At 71.1% G+C, this 25,327-nt stretch carries 20 protein-coding genes and 1 pseudogene; 5 read left to right on the top strand and 16 right to left on the bottom strand.

Annotation, left to right across the window (positions count from 1 at the left end; all coding sequences use genetic code 11):
- Positions 1–50 precede the first annotated feature (50 nt).
- Both ACFQ4H_RS27690 and ACFQ4H_RS27685 read right to left on the bottom strand, forming a co-directional pair.
- Positions 51–815, bottom strand: coding sequence for an AfsR/SARP family transcriptional regulator (locus ACFQ4H_RS27690; protein WP_377576221.1), 765 nt, complete (start codon positions 813–815; stop codon positions 51–53).
- 478 nt (positions 816–1,293) lie between these two features.
- Positions 1,294–3,912: a CHAT domain-containing protein gene (locus ACFQ4H_RS27685; RefSeq protein WP_377576218.1), complete on the bottom strand. Its 2,619-nt coding sequence runs from the start codon at positions 3,910–3,912 to the stop codon at positions 1,294–1,296.
- 195 nt (positions 3,913–4,107) lie between these two features.
- Between ACFQ4H_RS27685 and ACFQ4H_RS27680 the strand changes: the two genes are divergently transcribed.
- From ACFQ4H_RS27680 to ACFQ4H_RS27660, 5 genes are all read left to right on the top strand, one after another.
- On the top strand, positions 4,108–5,433 hold the full coding sequence (locus ACFQ4H_RS27680; RefSeq protein WP_377576215.1) for a S8 family peptidase: 1,326 nt from the start codon (positions 4,108–4,110) through the stop codon (positions 5,431–5,433).
- 48 nt (positions 5,434–5,481) lie between these two features.
- Positions 5,482–6,117: an RNA polymerase sigma factor gene (locus ACFQ4H_RS27675; RefSeq protein ID WP_377576212.1), complete on the top strand. Its 636-nt coding sequence runs from the start codon at positions 5,482–5,484 to the stop codon at positions 6,115–6,117.
- Positions 6,092–6,556: a hypothetical protein gene (locus ACFQ4H_RS27670; RefSeq protein WP_377576209.1), complete on the top strand. Its 465-nt coding sequence runs from the start codon at positions 6,092–6,094 to the stop codon at positions 6,554–6,556. The genes ACFQ4H_RS27675 and ACFQ4H_RS27670 overlap by 26 nt, the downstream gene beginning before the upstream one ends.
- A gap of 177 nt (positions 6,557–6,733) precedes the next feature.
- Positions 6,734–7,777 (top strand): Fe2+-enterobactin ABC transporter substrate-binding protein, encoded by a 1,044-nt coding sequence (gene fepB, locus ACFQ4H_RS27665; RefSeq protein WP_377576207.1) that lies wholly within the window; start codon positions 6,734–6,736, stop codon positions 7,775–7,777.
- Positions 7,778–8,014: 237 nt separating this feature from the next.
- Complete coding sequence (locus ACFQ4H_RS27660) at positions 8,015–8,449, top strand: VOC family protein (RefSeq protein WP_377576204.1); 435 nt, start codon at positions 8,015–8,017, stop codon at positions 8,447–8,449.
- A gap of 26 nt (positions 8,450–8,475) precedes the next feature.
- Here ACFQ4H_RS27660 and ACFQ4H_RS27655 read toward each other — a convergent pair whose 3' ends face one another.
- The 14 genes and pseudogenes from ACFQ4H_RS27655 to ACFQ4H_RS27590 form a co-directional block, all read right to left on the bottom strand.
- Positions 8,476–9,552: a FecCD family ABC transporter permease gene (locus tag ACFQ4H_RS27655; protein WP_377576201.1), complete on the bottom strand. Its 1,077-nt coding sequence runs from the start codon at positions 9,550–9,552 to the stop codon at positions 8,476–8,478.
- A 21-nt stretch (positions 9,553–9,573) separates the two neighbouring features.
- A complete protein-coding gene (locus ACFQ4H_RS27650; protein ID WP_377576198.1) occupies positions 9,574–10,641 on the bottom strand; it encodes a FecCD family ABC transporter permease in 1,068 nt (355 codons plus the stop codon).
- On the bottom strand, positions 10,638–11,453 hold the full coding sequence (locus ACFQ4H_RS27645) for an ABC transporter ATP-binding protein (RefSeq protein WP_377576195.1): 816 nt from the start codon (positions 11,451–11,453) through the stop codon (positions 10,638–10,640). The genes ACFQ4H_RS27650 and ACFQ4H_RS27645 overlap by 4 nt, the downstream gene beginning before the upstream one ends.
- Before the next feature lie 92 nt (positions 11,454–11,545).
- Positions 11,546–15,487, bottom strand: a complete 3,942-nt coding sequence (locus ACFQ4H_RS27640; protein WP_377576192.1) for a thioester reductase domain-containing protein — start codon at positions 15,485–15,487, stop codon at positions 11,546–11,548.
- A complete protein-coding gene (locus tag ACFQ4H_RS27635; protein WP_377576189.1) occupies positions 15,484–16,596 on the bottom strand; it encodes a 3-deoxy-7-phosphoheptulonate synthase in 1,113 nt (370 codons plus the stop codon). The genes ACFQ4H_RS27640 and ACFQ4H_RS27635 overlap by 4 nt, the downstream gene beginning before the upstream one ends.
- Positions 16,593–16,805 carry a phosphopantetheine-binding protein gene (locus ACFQ4H_RS27630; protein ID WP_377576186.1) on the bottom strand — a complete coding sequence of 71 codons (213 nt, stop codon included), beginning with the start codon at positions 16,803–16,805 and terminating at the stop codon, positions 16,593–16,595. Before ACFQ4H_RS27630 ends, ACFQ4H_RS27635 begins: the two co-directional genes overlap by 4 nt.
- Positions 16,802–17,440: an isochorismatase family protein gene (locus tag ACFQ4H_RS27625; protein ID WP_377576183.1), complete on the bottom strand. Its 639-nt coding sequence runs from the start codon at positions 17,438–17,440 to the stop codon at positions 16,802–16,804. The genes ACFQ4H_RS27630 and ACFQ4H_RS27625 overlap by 4 nt, the downstream gene beginning before the upstream one ends.
- A 2-nt stretch (positions 17,441–17,442) precedes the next feature.
- Positions 17,443–19,179: a (2,3-dihydroxybenzoyl)adenylate synthase gene (locus ACFQ4H_RS27620; protein ID WP_377576180.1), complete on the bottom strand. Its 1,737-nt coding sequence runs from the start codon at positions 19,177–19,179 to the stop codon at positions 17,443–17,445.
- The gene (locus tag ACFQ4H_RS27615) at positions 19,169–20,347 is read right to left on the bottom strand and encodes an isochorismate synthase (RefSeq protein WP_377576177.1); all 1,179 of its coding nucleotides are present in this window, start codon (positions 20,345–20,347) and stop codon (positions 19,169–19,171) included. Before ACFQ4H_RS27615 ends, ACFQ4H_RS27620 begins: the two co-directional genes overlap by 11 nt.
- A gap of 96 nt (positions 20,348–20,443) precedes the next feature.
- Entirely contained in the window at positions 20,444–21,217 is a 774-nt protein-coding gene (locus ACFQ4H_RS27610; protein ID WP_377576174.1) for a 2,3-dihydro-2,3-dihydroxybenzoate dehydrogenase, read from the bottom strand.
- Positions 21,218–21,337: 120 nt separating this feature from the next.
- Positions 21,338–22,150 (bottom strand): ECF transporter S component, encoded by an 813-nt coding sequence (locus ACFQ4H_RS27605; RefSeq protein WP_377576255.1) that lies wholly within the window; start codon positions 22,148–22,150, stop codon positions 21,338–21,340.
- A gap of 47 nt (positions 22,151–22,197) precedes the next feature.
- A complete protein-coding gene (locus tag ACFQ4H_RS27600) occupies positions 22,198–23,871 on the bottom strand; it encodes an ABC transporter ATP-binding protein (protein WP_377576171.1) in 1,674 nt (557 codons plus the stop codon).
- Entirely contained in the window at positions 23,871–25,025 is a 1,155-nt protein-coding gene (locus ACFQ4H_RS27595) for a CbiQ family ECF transporter T component (RefSeq protein ID WP_377576168.1), read from the bottom strand. The genes ACFQ4H_RS27600 and ACFQ4H_RS27595 overlap by 1 nt, the downstream gene beginning before the upstream one ends.
- 3 nt (positions 25,026–25,028) lie before the next feature.
- Positions 25,029–25,327: pseudogene (locus ACFQ4H_RS27590) on the bottom strand (hypothetical protein); the annotation flags it as partial.

Genomic DNA, 25,327 nt, shown 5'->3' with positions numbered 1-25,327 from the left:
CGGTGTTCCGGGGCGTGACCGCGGTCTGTTGCCGGTCGACGCCTGGACGACTATCTCGGCAGCGGCCGGGAAAGGGCATGTTTCACCACGCTCCGGCGCTGACGACGTCGGCGGACCTGCTCCCGCCGGTACGTCTGGAGCACCCGCGCCGACTCGCCCACCATCTCGTCGCTGCCGTCACCGAGCAGCGCGAGATGTGTCGTCCGGAGCGTCCCGGACGGATCGACGCCGAGTTCGTCGGCGAGCTGGCGACGGATCCGGTCGTACAGCCGTAACGCCTCCGCGCGCCTGCCGACCGCATTCATCAACAACAGCCGCCGGGCCTGGAGCGGCTCGTCGTAGGGCAGTTCGACGGCCAGCCGCTCGATCAACGGAAGTGCCGTCTGTGCCCTGCCACAGGAGAGCCCGAGGTCGGCCAGGTCGTAGCCGCACTGGAGCCGGTCCCGTTCGAGAGCGAGGACCTCCGGATCGCACCGGACCCAGTCCGAGGTGTGCGTGAGGGGCCGTCCGCGCCAGACCCGCAGTGCCGTCCCCAACCGTTGTAGACGGACGACGCCGCCGCCCGCCTTCGCCGCGTCCTCGACGGTCTGCCGGAACACCGCTGTGTCCACCCGTTCCGGCGGCACACTGATCCGGTAGCCCGCGTCCGAATGCTCGATCCAGTTCCGGTCGGAATATCTCGCCAGACATCTACGTAGCCGGGAGACCGCGCAGTGCAGAGCAGCCCGGGTGGCCCCTCTCGGGCCCCAGCCGAAGTTGGCCAGACGCTCCTCGGGAACCCATTCGTTGGGCCGAATGACCAACATGGACAGCATTAGACGAATGGTATTACCAGGAATCGGTACGGATGCCGTTCCGGACAGCACCTCAAGTGGACCAAGAATATTGAACGTCAGATCACCCCCAATCGGCAGTGACCTCTCCGCTTCATTCATCAGCGCACCCTGCGGCCATTCTTCAGCCCTTCCGTAGTGTTGCGATGAGAACATCCACCCGGTTCGCAGCCGGCCATTGACCGGCTACAGGCTTACACAGGCACCGGATCTCCGCAAGGTCGACACCACCCCTTCGTAACAGACGGAAGTCCCGGAAAAGCAATATGAAAGTCTTGTGACAGAGCAACACGCTCAACATGATCGCAGAATACGACATTGACCACCATAGGCCGCCAACAAACAGAGTCGAGGACGTTCACCGCCGACGCCGGCAAACCGACATCGTGCATCGAAGTCATCGAATTACAATTTGTTCCACCATGGCACGCCGGTGACCTCGACCGGGGATTGGTGGGGGTCAGCCAGCGCCGAGGCAGACGAAGGCGGCAGCGGTGGCGTACGCCCGGCCATCACCGCCGCGCACGAGCGCCTCCTGCGCGCCGGACAGCGCCGACGCGGGTGTCGCGCCCGCCTGCATCCTGCGGTGCAGGTCGAGCATGAGGGTCGTGGTGACATCCGCCGGCACCGGTAGGACGCTGGCGACCAGGGTACGGGTACCGATCCCGAGCAGCACCGAGGTGAAGCCCAGTAGTTCGTCGCCCGGCCGTACCCCGGACAGGCCGGAGTCGCAGGCGGACAGCACCACACAACCGGGCGGTCGGTGCAACCGCTCCAGCTCGTAGGCGGTCAGTGGGCCGTCAGCCAGTTCCAGCGCGGAGAACAGTGGATTGTCCGCCCGGAACGTGCCGTGCGCCGCCACGTGGGCCAGCCGGGCACCGTCCAACGCGGCGGTGACCTTGACCGCCGTCGCGTCACAACCGGACAGCACCTGGGACGTTGGCAGGATGCCGGCGAGCGTGTGCACCTCGGTGTGGGCCGCCGGCAGGCGTGGCCCGGCGACCAGGGCGGGTGGGCCGTCCGGGGCGGTACGCTCGACCGCTTGCAGCCAGGCGGCGGCCGATGGTGTCACGGTCGTCGGTCGACCGGCGCAGGTCGGCAACCCCGACCAGGGTACGGCGTGCAGTTGTCCGATGGGGACCAGCACCAGCGGCCGGTCCCCGAGGTGCCGACGCAGCGGCCCGAACAGCTGGTCGTCCAGGCTGCCCGCCGATCGGGCCACGCTGTCGCGTGCGCCGGCCGAGTCACCCATGCTCACCAGCCGGCGCAGGCCGAAACGGTGCAGCCGGCTCTGGTGCACCGCGACGTCGAGCGAACCGAGGTCGTGCAGGCTCGCGCGACCGGCACGGACCACCACCGCCATCAGCCGCTGACCGTTGGCCACCAGTTCGACCAGCACGGCCCCGGCCAGCCGGGCCGAGAGCGCCTGGACTCCCGGCGGTGGGGTGATGGCTCTACCGGTGCCGTCCACCCGCCGGGTCAGCTCCCGGATCTGTTGCTCCAGTTCGGCCTGCCGCCGACGCAGGGCCTGCACCGGCCGGCCGGCCAACAGGGCATCCTCCAGCGCCGCACTGATCATCCGTAGCTCGGCGAGGCATTCGGCGAGGCGTGGGTCGCGCGGCGGCAGGGCCGGCCGCATCCGCAGCGCGTTGGCCCGCCAGCGCTCCGCCCAGGCCAGCACCTGCCGGGGCTTACCGGAGCCGACCGCGATGTCCAGTCCCTCGCTGGCCAACTCCTGCCCGTACATGCCGCTGTTCGCCCGTAACTCGGTGGCCCCCAGCGAGGCCCGGTGACCGTCCAGTACGGCCAGTCCCCGGCGTAGCGCCACAGCGGCCCCGCGATCGTCGCGGCCCAGCCGACGCAGCAGCGCCAACGCGTACCAGCCCTGGGCGCGGCGGCTGGCAGTACCCCGGTGACGGGCTCGGCTGGCGACGTCGAGCAGGCATCGTGCCTGGCGGCCGCGGCCCAGCTGAACGGCCAGCCGGGCCGCCTCGATCCGGGTGGTCAGCGGCGGACCTGGCCAACCGGTGGCGTCGAGCAGCTCCGCGTTGCGCGTCATCGCCCGCAGCAGCGCCACGGAACGGGTGCCCCGGCGGAACTCGGCCCGTAGCTCGACGTGCCGGGCGAACGCCGCCCAGGTGTGTCGCCCCTGGCGGCGGAATCGGCCGGCCGCCTGGGCGGCCGTGGCGGTAGCGGTGTCCAGGTCACTGGCCAGCAACGCCGCCCGGGCCCGGGCCAGCAGCGCCTCGGCGAGATCCGAGGCCATACCCTTGCGTCGCAGTTCCGCCACCGCGACGGTGGCGACGTGGACCGCCTCGTCGACCAGCGGCACCGAGAGCAGCAGTTCGAACCGGTCCAGCAGCAGTGCCGGACGGGGCACCGCCAGCCGCCGGTACGCCTCGTCCCCCTCGTCGAAGGTACGCAGGGCCCCCGCGACGTCACCACGCTGCGCGACGGCGATGCCCATGTTCCAGCGGGTGTCGGCGGCGGCCAGGTCCAGGCCGAGTCTGGTGAATATCGCGGCTGACCGGTCCAGGTCGTCCTCGGTGCCCCGGGCCGTGCCCCGGTGCGCGTTCAGCAGTCCCCGGTTGTTCCGGGCCCGGGCCTCCAGCAGCAGGTCACCCTCGCGTTGCGCGATCTCCACCGCCGCCGCGTAGTCGCGTACCGCTTCGGTGTAGCGGCCCCGGTAGTGCCACACCACGCCGCGTTGCATCCGGGCCCGACCGGCGTCCGCTCCGGTCAGTTGGGCCAGCGCGGCGCTGACCGTACGCAATGCCGCCGTGTTGCGACCAGCGTTGGCCAACACGTAACCGAGGCTCATCTGAGCCAGCGCGGTCGCCCGTGGTGAACCGCCCCGTTGGGCCACCTGTACGGCACGACGCAGGTGTCGTAACGCGCCGGGCAGGTCGTTGAGTTCGCGCAGCGCCAGGCCGATGGCCCGGTCAGCGGTGGACCGTTCGTCGGCCGGTGCCGAGACGGGCACCTGTCGTCCGATCGCGATCGCCTCGCGGGGGGAACGCTGCACGGCGGCGAGCGCAACCTCGGCCAGGTTGTGGTCGGAGTCCTCGCTGTCGGCCATGCGGAGAGCGTGACCGATCCGGCATCCCCGGGTCAATCCGGTCAATCATCCACTGGCAGGTGTCGTGAATTGTTCGGACAACGAACTCATTGAGGTGAGACTATATACATGGCCGATCGCCGCGCCGGCTGCCCCTGACCCGGCGACCACACGACGTCAGGCCCACTCACTGTCACGCTGGTTCTGGGAGGAACGGTGTCGTCAGACCACTTCATGGAGTTGCGGCCGACCGGCGGAGTCTCCCGCCGGCAGTTCATGATCTTTTCGGCAGCGGTTGCCGGCGTTCCACTGGTGGCGGCCGTCCCACCCGGTGTCGCCTTCAGCGCCGGTGCGGCCGAACCCGGTGAGGAGGAGCAGGCGTACCAGCAGGCCGTCGAGGCCGCACTGGCCAGCGACCCGAGGGTCCGGCGCCACCTGGAGCCGGGTCGGGAGTTCGGTTACCGACCACGGCAGATCCTCGCGGCGAATGCCGACGCACAGCGGGTGGCCGCGAAACTGCGGGAGTACGGCCTTCCGGCGCAGCTCGGCAACCGGTTCGCCGGCGTCACGAAGTTGGTCTTCGCCACCGAGGTGGACGTCCCGTCCATCATCCGACGGTTACGTGACCCGAAGCAGTGGCCGACGTCGCCGGTCCCGGCGGTGCAGCCACACCATCTGACGATGGGCTTCGGCAACATCATGGGCAACCCGGGTACGCCACCCCGGGTGGCCGCTCCCCTGCCCGCACCTGACCCGACTCGGCTCGGCGAGGGGGCCGGGGTGACGGTGGGCATCTGCGACACCGGCATCTGGCGGGACGCCGGCGCGCTGCACCCGCTCTGGTTGGGTGGCAGCTACGTGCCCGAAACCGACGACGAGGACCCGGTGTACGTCCACAGTGACCAGCTGGCCGTACAGGGTGGCCACGGCACCTTCGTCGCCGGGGTGGTACGCCAGGCGGCACCGGGTGTCCGGTTCGATCCCGAGCAGGCGCTGAACCGGTTCGGGGTGGGCGACGAGGAGATGCTCGTCAACGCTCTGGGGCGGCTCGGCCAGGCGGTGACCGTCGTCAACCTGTCGTTGGGTTGCTTCACCCAGGACGACCTGCCGTCCCTGCCGATCGCCAACGCGGTGGCCGCGCTGCCGGATCGGGTCGTCGTGGTGGCCGCCGCCGGCAACGCGGGAACCAGCCGCCCGACCTGGCCGGCGGCTCTGGCGGACGTGCTGTCGGTCGGCGCGGTGCGGCTGGCCGGCACCGGCATCGAGCCGGACCCGCAGAGCAGTTTCGGCCCCTGGGTGGCGGCATGCGCCTTCGGTGACCGGGTCAGTACGTACGTCCCCGGCCAACTCGCCCTGACCGGCCTGCCGGTCCGGGTGTTCCACGGCTTCGCCGGCTGGAGCGGCACCTCGTTCGCGACCGCTCACGTCTCCGGTCGGTTGGCTGCGATGATGACCGCTGGCAACCTCGATGCCGAACAGGCCCGGCTCGCGCTACTGGCCACGCCACGATGGCACCCGGACTACGGGGTGCTCGTCGGATGACCGCGCGGCGCAGCGGATGGATACTGGCACCAAGGAGACAGGGGCGCGATGAACGGAAACACCGTCGACCTGGTGGCCGCTGCCACGACCGGCAACGAGGACGCCTGGGCCGAACTGGTCCGGCGGTACACCCCACTCGTCCTGTCGGTGATCAGGTCGTACGGGATGGACCGGGTCGACGCGGCCGACGTCAACCAGACCGTCTGGCTGCGTCTGGTGGAGCATCTCGACCGGATCGAGGATCCGGCCGACCTGGATGCCTGGCTGGCGGCCACCACCCAACGGGAGTGTCATCGGCTGCTCCGGGTCGGCCGACGCACCCAACCGTTCGACCCGTACGACGACTCGCTCGAGTCGCCCTCCGGGATGCCGTTGTTGGTGGATTCGGCCAGCCCGGACGAGCACCTGCTCCGGGCAGAGCAGCACCAGGCATTGCGAGACGGCTTCGCACAGCTACCGAAGCGTTGCCGGGATCTGTTGTCCCTGCTGGCCGCCGATCCGCCGGCCAGTTACCGCGAGATCAGCCAGCGGCTGGCGATGCCGATCGGCAGCATCGGGCCGACCCAGGCACGGTGCCTGCACAAGCTGCGGAACTGCCCGGCGATCCTCGCGTTCGTCAGCGCCCTGCGACGGGCCGAAGGTGGGGAAGGTGATCGTGATGGGATCATGGCGGCTGGACGATGACGACGCCCTGCTGACGGAGTTACGGGACGCCCTACGGGCAGCCGACTCGGTTCCGGCCGAGTTCCTGACCGCCGCTCGCGGGGCGTGGGCCTGGCGCAACGTGGACGAGGAACTCGCGGTTGCCCAACTGGCGTTCGACTCGGCGTGTGACATGGAGCCGGCTGGTCTCACCCGGTCCGGATCCGGCTCGCGCACCCTGGCGTTCAGCAGCGGTGACGTGCTGGTCGAGATCGAGGTCACCAGCACCGGTGTGATCGGCCAACTCTCCCCCGCCAGTGGCGGCCGGGTGACCGCGCGGACGAGCAGGGGCACCTTCGACGAGTCGACCATCGACCCGGCCGGCTATTTCACGCTCCGAGTGCCGCCGTCCGAGCCGGTACGGCTGGACGCCCACACCTCGGGATACCACGTTGCGACGAGCTGGGTCTGCCTGACCTGATCCGTTTCGTCCACAGTGATGCCAGGTATGCCGCCCCTGCCGCCCGGCTGTGGTCACTGCGCACCTACCCGCACCACCACCCGACTTGAAGATAGGTTAGCCTAACCTGCGAACGCGGGCCTATCGATTCGGCCAGGCAGCGCCGTGACCCGCTGGCCTATGCAAGGAGGAGAAAAAGTGCGGACAGCGCTTTCCCGTCGGTCGCCTGGGGAACCGGGCAGCACCGACCGGCCGGGCATCCGGCGGCGGGTCGGGCTCATCACCACCGCCGCAGTCGTCGCCCTCACGGCCCTCGCGGGCTGTGGCTCGGACACCGGGGATTCGGACACCGCTGGCGCGGACAAGACCCGCAGCGTCACACACGACGCGGGGACCACCGACAACGTCCCGGCCAAGCCGAAGCGGATCGTCTCGCTCAGCGTCACGCTCACCGGGCACCTGTTGGCCCTGGACGCCCCGGTGGTAGCCACCCAGGTCGCCCCCGGCCCGTTCTCGGACAAGACCGGCTACTTCCTACAGTGGGCCGACATCGCCAAGCAGCGCAACGTCGAGGTCGTCTACGCCGGGGCCGAGCCGAACCTGGAGAAGGTGGTCGGAGCCAAGCCCGACCTCATCATCGGTGCCGCATCCGGAGCCGACAGCACGGCGAAGTTCTACGACCAGCTCAAGGGCATCGCACCGACCCTGATCTACCGGTACGACAACATCTCCTGGCAGGACCTGACCAGCAAGCTCGGCGATGCGATCGGCCTGGCCGACAAGGCCAAGGAGATCCTGGGCAAGTTCGACACCCGGGTGACCGAGGTCAAGGGAAAGATCAAGGCCCCGACGCAGGACGTCGCTCCGCTGCGCAACAACGGCACGCAGATCGTCATCTTCACCAAGGAGTCGGCGCAGGGTAAGCTCCTCGCCGCCCTCGGACTGAAGGTGCACGAGGTTCCGGAGAACTTCAAGGCCAGCGGTGGCCCTGAGGGTGGTAACCGCACCGACGTCGTCACCATCGCCCAGGAGAACCTCGGCCCGGCGCTGGCGGACAGCTCCGTCTTCTTCGTCGGTCACAACCAGGAGCAGATCGACACTGCCAAGGCCGCGCCGCTGTGGAAGTCGCTGCCCGCCGTGACCCAGAACCGGGCGTACGACCTGGGCCTGGACTCGTTCCGGATGGACTACTTCAGCGCCACCGCGGTACTCGAGCGCGTCGAGAAGGCCTTCGCGGTCTGATCCCGACGACGATCCGAAACTGCGGGTTCCCGGCACGGTCCGGGAGCCCGCAGTTTTCGGTGAGCATCGTCATCCGCCGCCGCGCCCACCACCGGCACCGGTACGGGACGGTGCCGTCAGGATCGTCATCCCACGGCCAAGGTCCCGCTCTTCTGCAAGAGTCGGCCGCCCGCGCCACAACCCGGCCGGGGGCGGGCCCGTGGAGACGAAGAAAGATCCAGCCTCTATGGTTGCCCGATGGCATCGGTCAAGCAGATCCAGGTCACCTTCGACTGCGCAGAACCCCAGCGCGTCGCTCGTTTCTGGTGCGAGGTGTTGGGGTACGTCGCACCCCCGCCACCGGAGGGGTTTGCTACCTGGGAAGATTTCGACCGCACGCAGCCGCCGGAGGATCGGGGTTCATGGTTCGCCTGCAGTGATCCCTCAGGCGTGGGCCCGCGACTGTACTTCCAGCGCGTTCCCGAAGGCAAGGTCGTCAAGAACCGGCTGCATCTCGACGTTCGGGTCGGCACCGGGCTCGTGGGCGAAGAGCGCCTGGCCGTACTCGAGGCCGAATGCGCACGGCTGGTCGCGCTCGGTGCGGTACGCGTGCAGCTACTGCTCGCCGATGAAGACAACGAGTCGTGCATCGTGATGCAGGACATCGAGGGCAACGAGTTCTGCCTCGACTGAGTGGCCGCAAACACGGGCGGACCGGTTCAGGCGCGGCCGGAGCGGTGCTCCCGCCACAGCAGCCAGGCGAGGTAGCAACCGCCCAGTCCGCCGGTGACCACCCCGACCGGGAGCTGACCGGGCAGCGGCAACAGGCGCGCCACCAGGTCGGCGACACACAGCAACAGGGCTCCCATGAACGCGGCCGGGATGATGCCGACCCCCGGACCGGCGGTGAGGCGGCGGGCCAGTTGCGGGGCGGACAGTGCCACGAACGCGATCGGCCCCACTGCGGCCACCGACACACCGGCCAGCACGACCGCCGTCGCGAGAACCACCAGACGGGTCCGCTCGACCCGTAGCCCGAGTGCGTACGCGGCCTCGTCCCCCAGGCTCAGTTGGTCGAGCGGGCGGGAGAAGATCACGGCCACCGGCACCAGCACCACGGCGGCGACCAGGAGCAGCCAGATCTGGTCCCATCTGGTCGCGGCGAGGCTGCCCACGAGCCAGACGTGCGCCGCCTGCGACTCGTAGATGTCGGCCTGGATGAGCAGGTAGGCGGTCACCGATTCGAGCATCGCGCTGACCGCGACACCGACCAGGACCAGTCGCACCCCGTTCACACCACGTCGCCAGGACAGCAGGTACATGATGACGGCGGTGGCCAGCCCGAATCCGATCGCGCCGGTGGACACGGCCATGGCCTGTTCACCGATGACCAGCAGCACGAACACGGCACCGGCCGACGCGCCACTGGTGAAACCGACGATGTCCGGGCTGCCCAACGGGTTGCGGGTCAGGCTCTGGAACTGCGCTCCGGCCACCCCCAGACAGATCCCGACCAGCAGCGCGCCCAGCACCCGGGGCAGCCGGAACTGGAAGACCACCAGATCCGCCGCCGGGGTTCCGGCACCGACCAGCGCGGCCAGGGTGTCCCCGACACTCACCGCACTGCCCCAGCTCAGCGAGAACAGCGCGGTACCCAGTGCCAGCGCCAGCAGGAGAAGACTCACCACCAGGGGGCGGCGGCGCAGTCGTACGGAGAACCGGTCGTCGGGCGAGCGCAGGGCGGGAGTCAGCGTTGCGTCGCCCATGCCGACCGGGCGGTGGTCGATGGCCGTCACGGGGTTACCTCGCTTGACGATTCAGTGCGTCATCGTGTGGCGGCGACGCAACAGGACAATGAAGATCGGCGCACCGAGGAAGGCCATGACGATGCCCACCGGCACCTCACCCGGGAAGGCGATCACCCGACCGAGCACATCGGCCAGCAGCAGCAGTGCGGGTGCGTACACGGCACTGTAGGCCAGCAGCCAGCGGTGGTCCGGGCCGGTGACCAGACGTACCATGTGCGGCACCGCCAGGCCCAGGAAGGAGATCGGCCCGGCCCCGGCGGTGGCCGCCCCGCAGAGCAACAGGACGGCGACCGTGCCGATTGCCCGGGTACGTCCCGGTCGGGCGCCGAGTGCGCGGCCGGAATCGTCACCGAGGGCGAGCGCGTTCAGTGACCGGCCGAGGAACAGGGCCAGGACCGCACCCACGACGATCAGCGGCGCCACCCCGGCGACGACCTCGGCACTACGGCCAGCGAACGTCCCCACCAGCCAGAACCGAATCTCGTCGTAGGCGGTGGCGTTCATCGTGGTGAAGCCGTGGGTGACCGCGTGGAGGGCCGCTGCGACCGCGAATCCGGCCAGGGCCAGTCGGGTGTGTGAGGATGGACGGCCGCCACCGCCGAGGACGTACACCACAGCGGCGGTGAGACCCGCGCCCAGCAGCGCGAACCACAGGTACTGCGACGGCTCGGTGAGGCCGAGGAACACCACCGAGCACACGACCGCGAACGCCGCACCGGCGTTGACGCCGAACAGGCCGGGATCGGCCAGTGGGTTGCGGGTCAACGCCTGCATGAGCACGCCGGCCAGACCGAGCCCGACGCCGACCAGCAGCCCGAGCAGGGTACGCGGAATGCGCAGGTCGTGGATGGTGACGGAAAGCTCTGATCCGTCCGGGTGCCACAACAGCTGCCAGACGGTGTCGGGCGGGATCGCCCGCGCGCCGACGGCGACGCTGAGCAACAGGCTGGTGACGAGGATCACGAGGCCGACCAGCAGACCGAGCCAGCGCCGGCCACGGAAGCGGCCGAGCCGGGGCGGCTCCGTCTGCTCCGTCGGGACCTTGACCGGTCCGGTGTGGATGGATGCGGTGGTCATACGTTGACCAGCGCGGCCCTGGCCCGACGCCGGGCGACCGGCACCACCAACGGGCTACCGGACTGCGGGTCGGTGATCACCTCGCACTCCAGGTCGAACACCCGGCGCACCAGTTCGGCGTCGACGATGTCGGCCGGCACGCCCTCCGCGACCACCACACCGTCGCGCATCGCGATGATGTGGGTGGCGTACCGGCAGGCCTGGTTGAGGTCGTGCAGGACCGCGACCAGCGTCCGGCCGGCCTCCTGAAGGTCGGCACAGAGGTCGAGTACCTCGATCTGGTGGGTGATGTCGAGGAAGGTCGTCGGCTCGTCCAGCAGCAGCAGATCGGTACGTTGGGCCAGTGCCATGGCCAGCCACACCCGCTGCCGCTGTCCGCCGGACAACTCGTCGACCCGCCGGTGGGCCAGGTCCGTCACACCGGTGGCCAGCATCGACTCGCGTACGATCCGCTCGTCCTCCCGCGACCACTGACGCCACACCGTCTGATACGGATAGCGGCCACGGGCGACCAGGTCGACCACGGTGATCCCGTCCGGCGCGATCGGCGTCTGGGGCAGCAACCCGAGTCGGCGGGCCAGCTCCTTCGGCGGGTACGCCGTGATCTGCTTACCGTCCAGGTGGACCGCACCGGACCGGGGACGCAGCATCCGGGACAGCGCCCGTAGCAGGGTGGACTTCCCGCAGGCGTTCGGCCCGACGATCACGGTGAAGGAGTTGTCCGGAATCGTCACGGTCAACTGCTCGGCGACGACCCGCTGGTCGTAGGCGAGCGCGAGTCCCTCGGCATGTAGCCGGGCAGGTCCCGCCACGACGATCACCTCTTAAGCTCAGGTTTGGTAAGGCTAACATAAGCCCTGGCTGCCCTCGGCCCCACGCCGGTCCCCCATGGGGGCCGACAGCGTCACATCCCTCCTGGTAGCAACCCGGTCGCGACAGCGTGGTCGAGGTAACGGTGCATGAGCTCCCGGCCGATCGACGGGCAGGGCGGACCGACCGCGGGCTGCTGCACCCGCGCCGGCGCGGGGGTACCGACCGGGTCGGCCTGGTCGAAGAACGCCAGCGTGGCGGCGTCACTGTCCGAGGCGTCCGCCCGGACCCGTTCCCGCCACGACGCCAGTGGCACCAGTTCGACGTCGAACCCGTAGTCCCGTACCCAGTCGGCCACATCCGTCAGCCGTACCGGCGGTGCCGGGACCAGGTTGTGCACGCCGGTCGCCCCGGCCCGGGCCAGCGCGACCACCGTCGCGGCCACCCAGTCGACCGGTGTCCACGGCTCGGCGACACCGAGATCGGGCAGCACCCCTCGGGGTACGCCGGCCCGCAGGATGCGCCACACCAGGTCGTCGGGATTCACGTAACCCGTGTCGGCTGGGCCGACCACCCGCCCCAGCCGGTAGACGGTGACCGGGAGTCCCCGATCACCGGCCTGACGGACCAGTTCCTCCGCCGCCCACTTGGACCTCTGGTAGCCGTCCCGCAACCCGTCGTGCGCCGGGACGAAGCCGGGATCGGCGCAGACCGCGAGGGTGGAGATGTGGTGGAACGGCACCCCCAGCGCCAGCACGTTCCTCGTACCGTCCACGTTGGTCGGCCGGAGGCTGCGGTAGCCGCGTACGACGCTGACCGATGCCGCAGCGTGGTAGACCTCGTCCACCGGCGGCCCGGCGTACGGCTTGGCCACCTCGCCGACCACGACCTCCACCCGGTCGAGCGGAACCGACAGCCCGCGTCGGGCCAGCGCCTCCTCGATCCGGGCCAGACCGGTCGTCACATCGTCGGCGCGGACCAGGCAGGCAACCCGGGTATCCGGGCGGGTGGCCAGCAGTTCGGCCAGCAGATGGACCCCGACGAACCCGGTGGCCCCGGTGAGCAGCACCCGTCCGGTCTCCACTGCCGGCGACCGAGGGCCGATGTCGGCCGGCAGCAGCGCGTCGGCCACATGCTCGGCCACCTGCTCGACCTCGACCGGTGCCGGGGTCGACGGATCGGATCGGTGCCCGAGCACCCCGGCCAGCCCGGCTGCGGTCGAATGTGCAAAGACGGTCGCGACCGGCACCCCGAGCCGGTTGGCGATCTGGATGGTCTGCAACGACTGGCCGCCGAGGGCAAAGAAGTCGTCGTGTACCCCGACCTCGGTCGCGCCGAGGACCTCCCGCAGGACGGCCAGCACCCGGCGCTCGGTGTCGGTGGCTCCGGCCACCGCTTCGGTCGGCTCGATCGGGACCGCCCGCAGGGCGTTGCGGTCGATCTTCCCGTTCGGGGTACGCGGCAGCCGGGCCGTACGCACGAAGACCGTCGGCACCATCGCCGCCGGCAGCGTACGGCCAGCGTGCTCACGCAACTGCGCGTCGGGAAGGTCGGTGACGACGTGGGCGACCAGGTGCTTGACGCCACCGGAACCGGTGCGCCCCACCACGGCGGCCTCGGCCACGGCCGGATGCCGCAGGAGCACCGACTCGATCTCGGCAGGGTCGACCCGGTGACCGCTGATCTTGAACTCGTCGTCGACCCGGCCGGTGAACACCAACTGCCCGTCGGCGCGTACCCGCACCCGGTCACCGGTACGGTACGCCCGCTGCTCCCCCGCCCCGACGAAGCGGGCGGCGGTCAGCTCCGGCCGGCCGAGATAGCCGCTGGCCAGGCCGCCGCCGAGCAACCGTAGTTCCCCGTTGACGACCGCGCAGCGCACCCCCGGCAACGGACGGCCGATCGGTGCCTCGGGGTCGTCGGCGGTCAGCGTGGCCACCGTCGCCACCACGGTGGCCTCGGTCGGGCCGTACGTGTTCAGTAGCGTCACCTTCGGCCCGACCGTGTCGTGCCAGCGGGCGACCCGTTCCGGTAGGGCCGCCTCGCCACCGATGATCACCGTACGGATCGACGCCGGCAGTGGCAGGGCCGCATAGGCGAGTTCGTGCCAGTACGCGGTGGGCAGGTCCAGCACGGTGACGCCGTACTCGGCGCAGCCGGCCAGCAGATCCGCGACGGAGTCCAGCATCCGCTCGGTACGCACCACCAGGGTGCCGCCCGCGCACAGGGTCAGGAAGATCTCCTCCACGCTGGCGTCGAAGTGCAGCGGGGCGAACTGGAGCACGCGGTCGGCGGCGGTGATGCCGTACCGGTGGGTGGCCCCGGCGACGAAGTGGGCCAGCGCGTCCCGGCCGACCGCAACCCCGTTGGGCCGACCGGTGGAACCAGAGGTGTAGATGACGTAGCCGAGGTCGGACGTCCGGTCGACCCCGTCCGCCCGGGCCTGGATGCCGTCGCGGGTGATGGTCAGTGCGGGACGGGCGTCGGCCAGTACGGCCCCGGCGCGCTCGAGCGGTCCGTCCGGGTCGAGCGGTAGGTAGGCGGCACCGGACAGCAGCGTGCCCAGGATCGCGGTCACCGCGTCGGCCCCACGGGGCAGCGCCACCGCGACCAGCGTTCCCGGTCCGGCCCCCAGTTCGGCCAGTCGACCGGCGATGCCGGTCGCGTCCGCCAACAGTTGGGCGTACGTCCTCTGCCGGGCCCCGTCGACGATGGCGACCCGGTCCGGCTGGCGGCGGGCCGCCGCGCTGATCAGGTCGGTGACCGGTACGGGCGACCCGGGTAGCGGTCCGCCGTCGAGGACGGTCGCCGGTCGGGTCACCGGCCGGTCCTGACCGGCGGCAGCCAGCAGGTCGAGCAGTTCCTCGGCGTACCCGGTCAGGTCGGTACCGTCGTAGGCGGCGGGATTGGCGTCCAGGTCGAGGTAGCGGCCCTGCCCCCGGTCGGCCACCGCGAAGGACAGGTCCTCCACCGGCCCGGCGGACACGTTGTGGCTGGTGGCCGTCAACCCGTCGAAGCCGAGCCGGTACTCGAACGGCATGATGTTGACGACCGGGCCGAACAGCCGCCGGTCACCGCCGACCAGGCCCAGGTCACGACGCAGCTGCTCGTAGCGGTAACGGTGATGGGGCCGGGTCGCCCGCAGTTCGGTGGCGACGACGGCCGCCAACTCGGCCAGGGTCGCCACCGGTGGGACGGCGATCCGCAGCGGCACGATGTTCATGCCCATGCACGGCACCCGCAGCGACGCGGAGCCGAGCCGGCCCATCACCGGCAGGCCGAGGACGACCTCGTCGGCGCCGGTACGGCGGTGCAGCAGGGCAACCACCGCGGCCAGCACCAGATCCGGCCACCGGGTGCCGGCGGCGTCCAGTACCCCGGCCAGCGCCACGCGGTGCCGCAGCACGCCGTGGCTCATCGGTGCGGGTGGTGCCAACGTGGCGGGCGTCGGCGCACCAGCCAGGTAGGCGGTCCAGAAGTCGCGGTCGGTGGCCCGTCGCTCGGAGCCCTGGTAGCCGAGGTCCTCGTCGAGCACCGGTCGGTACGGCGCGAAGCGCCCCCGGTCCGGATCGCCACCGGTACGGGCGGCGGTGTACAACTGGGCGACCCGACGGGCCAGCAGGGCAAAGGCGTACCCGTCGGCGGCGATGTGGTGCACCCGCTGGTACCAGAGGTGGTGGTCCGGGCCAATGGTGATCAACGCCTGGCCGAAGAGCGGCCCGGTCGCCAGGTCGACCGGGGTGGCCAGGTCGGCCCGCATCCACGCCTCGGCCTCCTCCCGGGACGCTGCCGCGAGGCGGTGCAGTGGCCAGTCCGCCGACGGCTCGACGAGCTGCACCGGTCCGGGGGCGAACCGGGTATGCAGCGCCTCCGCCTCGGCAACCGCCCGGCGCAGCGCCGACTCGAACCCGACCACGTCGAGCGGGCCGTGCAGTTCGACGTACTCCCCCGCGTTGTAGGCCGGGCTGTTCGGGTCGAGCTGCTGACCTGCCCAGATCCCGGCCTGCGCCTCGGTCAGCGACACCGGGTCGGTCACGACCGGCCGGCCAGTCCAGCCGGCTGCCCGGCAACCGGTGACGGCGGGAGCGCCGCGCTGGCCCGGCGCCGCTGCCGTACCGCGCCGGCCAGGGTGTCCAGGGCGTCCCGGGTGGCGGTCCAGCCGAGGCAGCCGTCGGTGACGCTCACGCCGTAGCGCAGTGGGGTCGAGTCGATCTCCTGCCGTCCCTCGCCGAGGAAGGACTCGACCATCACCCCGACCAGGCCGCGTTCCCCGGCGGCCAGTTGTGCCGCCAGATCGGCGACCACCAGCGGCTGCCGCCGGTGGTCCTTACCGCTGTTGCCGTGCGACGCGTCCACCATCAACCGGGCCGGCAGTCCGGCGTCCCACAGGATCGCCAGGGCGGAGGCCACCGAGACCGCGTCGTAGTTCGGCGTGGGGCCACCGCGCAGGACCACGTGGCAGTCCCGGTTGCCCGCGCTGTGCAGCACCGCGGGGTGGCCGTCCAGGGTCAGCCCGGCGTAGACGTGTGCCACGGCCGCGGCATGCACCGCCTCGGCGGCGGCCCGGACGTCACCGCTGGTGGTGTTCTTCATCCCGACCGGCATCGGCAACGCCGACGCCAGCTGGCGATGTGGCTGGCTGGCCACGGTCCGTGCGCCGATGGCCGCCCACGAGACCAGGTCGGCCAGGTACGGGGCGAACATCGGCTCCACGAATTCGTACGCCAGCGGCAGTCCGAGATCGGCGGCCTGGCAGAGGAACTCCCGGCCGAGACGCAGACCGGCGCAGAGGTCCTGCGTGTCGTCCAGGTACGGGTCGACCAGCAGGCCCTTCCAGCCGACCGTCGTGCGCGGCTTCTCCAGATAGGTCCGCAGCACGATCAGCAGGTCGTCGCCGAGTTCGGCCGCCACGTCCGCCAGTTGCCGTGCGTAGTGCAGACCGGCCGAGGTGTCGTGGACCGAGCACGGACCGACGACGACGAGGAGCCGGTCGTCCGTGCCGTCGAGCACGTCGACGATCGCCCGTCGGTGCCGGGCGATCTCCGCCTGCTGCTGCGGCCCGACCGGATACACCGCCCGCAACTGTGCCGGGGTGGGCAGTCCGGCGACCACGCTCGGCCCGGCCGGGGCGAGGGTGGCGCTCATCGGGCGTCGGCCAGCAGGGCGGCGAACCCGGCGATCGTCGGCTGCTCGGCGAGGTCGAGGAAGGACACCTCACGCCCGTCGGACTGCCACCGCTCGACCAGCGTCATCAGTCGTACCGAGTCCAGCCCGGCGTCGAGAAGGTTGTCGTCGTCACCCACCGGCTCGTCCAGCACCGCCAGCACCTGGGCCCGTACGGTTTCGAGGTTCACGCGGCCACCCCCAGCAGCGCGTCGGCGGTGGTCCGGGTCGTGGTGACGTACCCGCAGCGTTGGGCGACGTGCCGCAGGGTGTCCCGGTGGTGCTCGGCGCTGAAGTCGGCCACCGCGTCGGCCAGCACGAACGGCTGGATGTCCCGCATGAAAGCATCCAGTGCGGTGGCCAGTACGCCGATGTGGCCGTACACGCCGGTGATGAGCAACTGGTCCCGGTCGCCCAGCAGCGTGGCCAGGTCGGTACGGACGAAGGCGCTGTAGCGCCACTTGGTGAGCCGGATGTCGTCGGGGCCGGGGGTCAGCGCATCGGTGATGGCAGCGGCCCTGGGATCGTCGGCCAGACCGTCGCCCCAGAAGTCGAGCAGCAGACCACGCTGCTGTGGGGTCTGACCGCCGGGTTGGGCCGAGTAGACCACCGGCACCCCCAGGTCGACGCAGTGCTTGCGAATCGCCGCGATGTTCTCGATCAGTCCCGGCAGCGGAGCCTCGTCGGCGGTGAACGCGTTGAGGAAGTGGTTCTGCATGTCGTGGACGAGCAGGACCGCGCGGGCCGGGTCGGGACGCCAGGTCACCCGGTTGGCGGGCAACTCGGCCTCGGTGGGCAGCGGATACGGTGCGATGCTGGGCAGCACGGTCAGCCTTCCTTTGGTGCGGTGGGACCCGCAACTGAAGCGGTGGGGCCCGCAACTGGTGCGGTAGGGCCCGCAACTGGTGCGGTGGGGCCCGCAACTGAAGCGGTGGGGCCCGCAACTGAAGCGGTGGGGCCCGCAACTGGTGCGGTGGGACCCGCGAGGCGGGTCCGGAGTGCGGCACGCAGGTCCTTGCGGCTGACCTTGCCGACGCCGGTGACGGGGAACTCGTCGACGAACTCCACCTTGTCGGGGATCTTGTAGGCGGCCAGCCCGCGCTGCCGTACGAAGCCCCGGATCAGGGGCGCGGTCAGCGGGTCCGCCTCCGGGCGGGGCACGACGAAGGCGTACGTCCGCTCGCCGAGGTAGGCGTCGGGGACCGCCACCACGGCGACGTCGTGCACACCGGGGTGGGCCAGGATGTGGTTCTCCACCTCCTCGGCGGCGATCTTCTCGCCGCCCCGGTTGATCTGGTCCTTGGCGCGACCGGTGACCACGAGGTAGCCACCGTCGACGATCCGGACGAGGTCGCCGGTGCGGTAGAAGCCGTCCGGGGTGAAGGCGGTCGCGTTGTGCTCCTCGGCCCGCCAGTAGCCCCGGATCGTGTACGGGCCCCGGGTCAGCAGATGACCGACCTCGCCGGCCGGCACCTCGACGTCGTCGTCGTCGACCACCCGGATCTCGTCGTCGGGTGAGATGGGGCGACCCTGGGTGTGCAGGACGATGTCGTCGGGGTCGCCGAACCGGGTGTAGTTGACCAGGCCCTCGGCCATCCCGAACACCTGCTGGAGGTGGCAGCCGAGGGTGGGCGTGACCCGACGGGCGACCTCGTCGGCCAGTTTCGCCCCGCCCACCTGGAGTACCCGCAGGCTGGACAGATCGGTGGTCCTGCCGGGGCGGGCGGCGGCATCCAACCAGAGCAGCGCCAACGGCGGTACGACCGCCGTGATCGTCACGCCCTCCCGGTCGATCAGCTCGAAGGCGGTGGCCGGGTCCGGTCGCGGGGCCAACACGATCCGGCCACCGGCGTACAGCACGCCGAGCACCCCCGGCGAGGAGAGCGGGAAGTTGTGCGCGACCGGCAACGCGCACAGGTAGACGCTGTCGGTGTCCAGTTCGCAGATCTCGGCGCTGGCCCGCACGCTGTACAGGTAGTCGTCGTGGGTACGCGGGATCAGCTTCGGCAGTCCGGTACTGCCGCCGGACAACTGGAGGAAGGCCAGGTCGTCGGCGGCCGGCCCGGGTGGCAGGTCGACCGGGTCGGCGTACAGGTCGGCGAGTGCCGTGTGCCCGCCGGGGTCACCGGCGACGATGACCGTCGCGTCACCGGCCGCTGCGGCCAATCCCCGGTAGTCGAATCCCTCGTGCACGTCGGTCGTGACGAACGCGACGGCCTCGGTGTGCCCGCAGAAGTAGCCGATCTCCGCAGCCCGGTGCGCGGGCAACGCGAACACCGGCAGCGCCCCGATGCGGAACAGCGCGAAGATGACGTCGAAGAACTCGACGACGTTGGGCAGTTGCACCACCACCCGGTCGCCGTGCCGGATGCCGAGGGTGTGCAGACCGGCAGCCAACCGCTCGGCGCGAACAGCCAACTCGGCATAGCTGACCCGGACGTCGCCACCGACCACGGCGATCCGGTCGCCGTACCGCCGGGCCGAGGCCGCCAGCAGGTCGTTGAAGGTCTCGCCCCGCCAGTAGCCCAGGGCACGGTAGCGTGCCGCGAATTCTTCAGGCCACATCGGTGAGTCCCATCGCGGTCAGGAAGGTGGTGAACTTGGCCGTGGTCTCGGCCAGTTCCGCCTCCGGTGAGGAGTCGGCGACGACGCCGGCCCCGGCGTACAACCGCAAGCTGTCCCCGTCGACCAGCCCACAGCGCAGGGTCACCACCCACTCGCCGTCACCGTCGGCGTCCCCCCAGCCCACCAGCCCGGTGTAGAAGCCCCGGTCGAAGGCCTCGAGCTCGGCGATGGCCGCCCGGGCGTCGTCGGTGGGGGCACCGCACACCGCCGGCGTCGGGTGCAACGCGCAGGCCAGTGCCAGGGCTGAGACGGCCGGGTCGGAGACCTCGGCGGTGACGGTCGTGGACAGGTGCCACATGGCCGCCGTACGCACCAGTGACGGCTCGGCCGGCACGTCCAGCCGGGCACACAGTGGCCGTAGACCGGCCGCGACCGCGTCGACCACCACCGCGTGCTCGTGCCGGTCCTTGACCGAGGCCAGCAACGCCGCGCCACGCCGGGCGTCCTCCGCCGGATCGGGGTGGCGGGCCGCGGAGCCCGCTATCGGGTTGGCCACCACCCGCCGACCGGTCCGGGAGACCAGCAGCTCCGGGCTCGCCCCGACGAGGGTACGACCGTCGCCCACGTCCATCGCGAAGGTGTAGCCGTTCGGGTCCCGACGGGCGAGGGCTCGGAGCAGGTACGGCAGGTCCAGCGGCCCGGCCGGGGTCAGTCGCAGGGACCGGGCGAGTACGACCTTCGTGTATTCGCCGGCCCGGATCCGGCTGACCGCCCGGCCGACTGCCTCGGCATAGTCACGTGCATCGGGTTCGGCGGTGACGGCGCAGGCCGGCCCCTGGCGTGTGTCCGGAGCGGACGTCGGTGCGGGTAGCGGCCCGGACCGACGGACCCGTTGCGGTACGACGAGGTGCGCCGGCGCAGCAGGGTCGAAGGGCACGGCTCCGACGACCATCCGGGCCTGGTGGCCGGCGGCATCGGCGACACCGAACACGGCCTGCACCCGCTCGGCCAGGTCACCCAGCCCACGGGGTCGGGCAGAAGGTGGCACCGCGAAGTATGTTCCCTCCGCCAGCAGCGTGCCGCGCGGCGAGGCGAACAGCGACGATGCGCCCGGCTGGTAGACCGACAGCAGGTCGCTGGCGGTGGCCTGCGGCGAGGTGGTGGTCACGGTGGTGGCTCCCTTCGGCAGGCAAACGGCTGCGCTGGGTGGACGGGTACGACCTGGATGGGGGCGCGGGATGTCCCGGAAGCGGCACGGGACCGGTCAGGCACGCAAGGTCGCACCACCGTCGACGTACAGGTCGTGCATGGTGATGTGCCGGGCCTGGTCGGAGACCAGGAACACCACGGCGTCGGCGATGTCGTCCGGCTCGGCCAGCCGGCCCAGCGGGATGCCGACCCGGTAGGTGTCGGGTGCGCCGGCGATGACCCTGGCCGGCCCCTCCTCGGTCCACAGTGCGCGCTGCATCGGGGTGTCCGTCGATCCGGGGGCGACGACGTTGCACCGGATGCCGTGTTCCGCCAGTTCCAGACCGAGGCACTTGGTGAACATGGTCGCGGCGGCCTTGGATGCGGCGTACGCGGCCATCCCGACCCTCGGCACACCGGCGGCGTTCGAGGCCACGGTGACGATCGCACCGCGTCGACGGGGAACCATCCGTCGGGCCACCGCCCGGGAGGTGTGGAAAACACCGGAGGTGTTGACCGCGAACGTCGCCGCCCAGTCCTCGTCGCGGTAGTCGACCACCGGGCCGCCCCGGAGCACCCCGGCCACGTTGGCCAGGATCCCGATCGGGCCGAGCTCACGCTCGGCGGCGTCCACCACGGCGTCGATCTCCGCTGGCTGTGCCACGTCGGCCCGGTAGCCGACGACAGCGTCGGGGTGTTCCTCGGCCAGCCGGTCGACGCCCTCAGGGTCCCGGTCGACGGCGGCGACCCGGGCCCCGTGTGTGAGCAGCGCCCGCGCGACAGCCAGGCCGATGCCCTGGCCCGCTCCGGTGACCAGCGCGGTCACCCCGGCGATTCCACTCTGGCGCATTCGTCTCCTCCCCGATCGGGGCGGCATGCACCCCCTCACCAGCACCCAAGTGAGGGTTGCCTTACTTAGGTATGCATAACATAACCCTTCGAACGAACCCTGTCATCTCCCACACCCACATTAGACCGAAGTTTGTCGATGAATTGGCTGATTGATCCGCTGGTACACCGCGCGTCCGACATCGACCGTGTCGAAGGTCACCGGTGCGTCGAAGGCTGCCCGACGGGCCGCCCGCCGGAGTACGGCCAGCACCGCCGGACCGATCAGGACGATGGCGACGACGTTGGTGACCGCCCGACCGGTGTCCCAGCCGAGGGTGGACGTGTAGGCGGTGAAGACGACGAAGCGGTGCAGGTTCTCCAGCACCGGCGCCCCGGGCACGTAGGACAGCTGGGTGTCGATGCTGGCGGTGAACGGCCAGAACCACATGTTCATGACGAAGCCGAAGAGGTACGCGGCGAGAGCGCCGTAGCCGGCCAACAGGGCGATCTCCCAGCGTCCCCGTACCGCCCCGGGCAGGAGTCCGGCACCGAGACCGACCCACGAGGCCGCCAGCATCTGGAACGGCAGCCACGGCCCGACGCCTGCGGTGAGCAGAGCGGAGGCGAACAGTGAGATGGAGCCGAGCAGAAACCCGAACCCGGGGCCGAAGACCCGACCGGCCAGCACCAGCATGAAGAAGACCGTCTCGATCCCGGCGGTACCGGCACCCAACGGCCGGAGCCCGGCGTTGATCGCCGCCAGCACGCCGAGCATGGCCAGCGCCTTGGCGTCGATGCCACCGGAGGTCAGCTCGGCGAGGACGACGGCCACCAGAACCGGCAGGGTGACCAGGAAGATCAGCGGGGCGTCACCGGTGTGTGCGACCGCCTCCGGGCGCGCGGGGGCGAACAGCGGCCAGAAGAACATGGCGAGTCCGGCCAGACTGGCCATCGCCAGCACGACCGCGCTGCGTGGACCTATCCGTACCACCCGGCCGGTCACGGGCCGACCCCGTGTTGCACCCCGACCCCGGTCCGGCTGCCGGCCTCGCCCAACGCGTCCGCGATCTCGCCCACCGTCAGCCACGGCTGTGGTGACAGGATCTTGGCGACCTGCGGCGCGAAGGCGGGCGAGGCGACCACCACCTGCGCGGTGGGCCCGTCGGCGACGATCTCACCTTCGGCCATCACGACGACCCGGTCGGCGGCCACCGCGACGAGTTCGACGTCGTGGGTGGCCAGGACCACTGCCCGTCCCTCGGCGGCGAGTTCCCGGACGATCGCCGTGAACCGGCGTTTGGCCCGGTAGTCCAGACCACGCGTGGGTTCGTCGAGCAGGACCACGTCGGGCGCGGCGGTGAGCTGGATGGCCAGCACGAGGGCCAGCCGTTGCCCCTCGGACAGGTCCCGGGGATGCCGGTCCCCGGCGATGCCGGGGGTGATCCGATCCAACAGCGCCCGGCAGGTGCCGCCCGGCACCGCCGACTCCCCGTCGGCCTGGTCGCACTCGGCCGCCACCGTGTCCAGGTAGAGCAGGTCGCTGGCGCTCTGTGGGACGAGCCCGACGAGCCGCCTGGCCCGGCGGGCGGGCACCGTCGACGGGTCGACGCCCGCCACCGTCACGCTGCCACCATGCCGTGGACCACTGCCCTGCAACGCCCACAGCAGCGACGACTTGCCCGAGCCGTTGCGCCCCATCAGCGCCGTCACCTCCCCCCGGCGCAGGTTCAGGTCCACCCCCCGTACGGCGACCACATCTCCGTACCGGACGGTGATCCGTCGCCCCTGCAACGCCGGCTCGCCCGGTTCGTCGGCCGGTCGGGGGCTGGGCCGGTCGGTTCCCCGATCCGCCGGGGCCAGGTTCGCCAACCGGGCGCGCAGCGGTCCGGCCCGCCGCCGGGCGTCGCGCACCGACAACGGCAGCGGGGACCAGCCGGCCAGCCGGCCCAACTCGACCACCGGTGGCGCGATCACGCTCTCGGCCAGGATCTCCGCCGGTGGGCCGTGCCGGACGGTGCCGTCTCCGGGCAGGTGGATGAGCCGATCGGCGTACTGGACCACTCGTTCCATCCGATGCTCGGCGACCACCACCGTGACCCCGAGATCGTGGACGAGCCGGGTGATCGCGGCGAGGACGTCCTCGGCGGCGGTCGGGTCCAGGGCGGAGGTCGGCTCGTCGAGGACGAGCACCCTCGGGTGGCTGGTCAGCACGGCCCCGATGGCCACCCGCTGCTGCTGTCCGCCGGAGAGGGTACGCAGTGGTCGGCGGCGCAACTCGGCGATGCCGAGCAGGTCGAGGGTCTCCTCCACCCGCTTGCGCATCACGTCAGCTGGCACCGCCAACTGCTCCATGCCGTACGCGAGTTCCTCCTCGACGGTGTCGGTGACGAACCCGGCCAGCGGATCCTGGCCGACGACCCCGACGAGGGCGGCGAACTCGCGGGGCGGTTGCCGGCCGGTCTCCATGCCGTCGACGGCGACCCGGCCGCCCAACCGGCCCCCGGTGAACCGGGGAACCAGCCCGTTGATGGCACCGAGCAGGGTGGACTTACCGGCACCCGTACCCCCGACGACCAGGCACAACTCCCCCTCGTCGACGTGCAGGTCGACGTCGCGCAGGGTCGGCGCGACCGCGTCGGCGTAGGTGATCGTGACGCCGTCGAAAATAATCATCAGTGGGCCTCCGCGGCGGTACGGGCGGACACGGCCGGCTGCCGCGGTATGGGACTCGGCGGGCCGTCCGTACCGGTGGGTGCGGGTGGGGCCAGCCAGGCGGGCAGCAGTCCGGCCAGGACCGCGAGGGTCGGCAGTGGTGACAGCTCGGGCCAGCTCAGCGGGCTCAGGGTGGGATACAGGTCCCCCGGATCGACACTGCCACTGAGATAGAGCAGCGCGCCGGCGGCCAGACCGCTGGCCGCCACCCCGTGCTCGGCGATCCTCCACCGGTCGGGGCGGTAGACGCTGCGCCGTACCCGCCGCCCACCGAGCAGCATTCCGACGGTGGCCACCGCGAGACCGGCGACCAGCATCGGGACCCCGAGGTAGCGGGGGGCGCTACCGTCGAGCAGCCCGTATCCGCCGGCGCATACGCCGATCATCCCGGTGACGACCAGGATGCCGGTCAGCAGCCGGGTGCCACGGGGGACGTCGCCGGTACGGCCGTAGCCACGTGAGTCCATCGCTGCGGCAAGCGCCAGGGACCGGTCCAGGGCATCGGCCAGGACCGGGATGACGATGGCGCGAAGTGACCGCATCCCTCGGCCACCACCACCCCGCAGGCGGCGGGCCCGCCGGACCCGCAGGACACTCTCGACCAGTTGCGGGGCGACGGAGAGCGCGACGACGACCGCGGTGCCGACCTCGTACAGGGCGTTCGGCACGGCCTTGAGCATCCGTTTGGGGTTGGCCAGGGCGTTGGCCGCCCCGAGGCAGGTGAGCATGGTCGCCAGCCGCAGCCCGTCGTAGAACCCGCCGAGCAGCTGTTCCAGCGCGACCGGGCCGAACAGCCGGATACCGGCGGCCCACTGCGGGAGTGGAATCTGCGGCAGGGTGAACAGGATGTGGTCCCCCTGGCCGCCCCCGAAGATGACCCGGAAGACCAGCCGCGCGGCGATGATGAACCCGCCGAGCAGCAGGTACATGCGGAAGGCCATCGCCCAGGGGGCGTCGCCACGGCGGCGGACGACGACGAACCCGGCCACGGCGAGGATCATCGCCAGCAGCAACGGATTCGTGGTACGGCTGGCAGCGGTGGCCAGCCCGAGCGCCCACAGCCACCACGCACCCGGATGCAGGGTGCGGGGCAGCCGCGCGGACAGGGCCGCCACCGGTCAGTCGTCCGGGCCGCTGGGGCGGGTCCGGCGACGCCGGACCGTGACACCAGCGGCGATGCCGAGGACCGCCAGCAGGCCGATGCCGAACAGGGTGCTGGCCGGTATCCCGCTCCGCCCCTCCCGGACGAGTTCCTCGCCACCGGTCCAGGCCAGCGGTTCAGCCGGGGAGGTCGCGACGACGGGCGTACCGCTGGGGGTGTCGCCGGCGGCGGCCGACGACGCCGTGGTCGCCGGTGCGGCGGTCCCCGCCGGGGTACGGGGCGCTGCCGGCGCACCACCGGCAGCCGGCGCGCTGC

The organism is Micromonospora sonneratiae (assembly GCF_042679305.1).
GTDB lineage: Bacteria > Actinomycetota > Actinomycetes > Mycobacteriales > Micromonosporaceae > Micromonospora_H > Micromonospora_H sonneratiae.
This window is presented reverse-complemented; position numbering and strand designations above follow the sequence as displayed.

Excerpts from the sequence above, each read along its gene's own strand:
- ACFQ4H_RS27690 (WP_377576221.1), bottom strand. The coding sequence starts at position 815 with ATGCTGTCCATGTTGGTCATTCGGCCCAACGAATGGGTTCCCGAGGAG.
- ACFQ4H_RS27685 (WP_377576218.1), bottom strand. The coding sequence starts at position 3,912 with ATGGCCGACAGCGAGGACTCCGACCACAACCTGGCCGAGGTTGCGCTC.
- ACFQ4H_RS27675 (WP_377576212.1), top strand. The coding sequence starts at position 5,482 with ATGAACGGAAACACCGTCGACCTGGTGGCCGCTGCCACGACCGGCAAC.
- ACFQ4H_RS27670 (WP_377576209.1), top strand. The coding sequence starts at position 6,092 with ATGGGATCATGGCGGCTGGACGATGACGACGCCCTGCTGACGGAGTTA.
- ACFQ4H_RS27660 (WP_377576204.1), top strand. The coding sequence starts at position 8,015 with ATGGCATCGGTCAAGCAGATCCAGGTCACCTTCGACTGCGCAGAACCC.
- ACFQ4H_RS27650 (WP_377576198.1), bottom strand. The coding sequence starts at position 10,641 with ATGACCACCGCATCCATCCACACCGGACCGGTCAAGGTCCCGACGGAG.
- ACFQ4H_RS27635 (WP_377576189.1), bottom strand. The coding sequence starts at position 16,596 with ATGAGCGCCACCCTCGCCCCGGCCGGGCCGAGCGTGGTCGCCGGACTG.
- ACFQ4H_RS27620 (WP_377576180.1), bottom strand. The coding sequence starts at position 19,179 with ATGTGGCCTGAAGAATTCGCGGCACGCTACCGTGCCCTGGGCTACTGG.
- ACFQ4H_RS27610 (WP_377576174.1), bottom strand. The coding sequence starts at position 21,217 with ATGCGCCAGAGTGGAATCGCCGGGGTGACCGCGCTGGTCACCGGAGCG.
- ACFQ4H_RS27605 (WP_377576255.1), bottom strand. The coding sequence starts at position 22,150 with ATGGCCAGTCTGGCCGGACTCGCCATGTTCTTCTGGCCGCTGTTCGCC.
- ACFQ4H_RS27600 (WP_377576171.1), bottom strand. The coding sequence starts at position 23,871 with ATGATTATTTTCGACGGCGTCACGATCACCTACGCCGACGCGGTCGCG.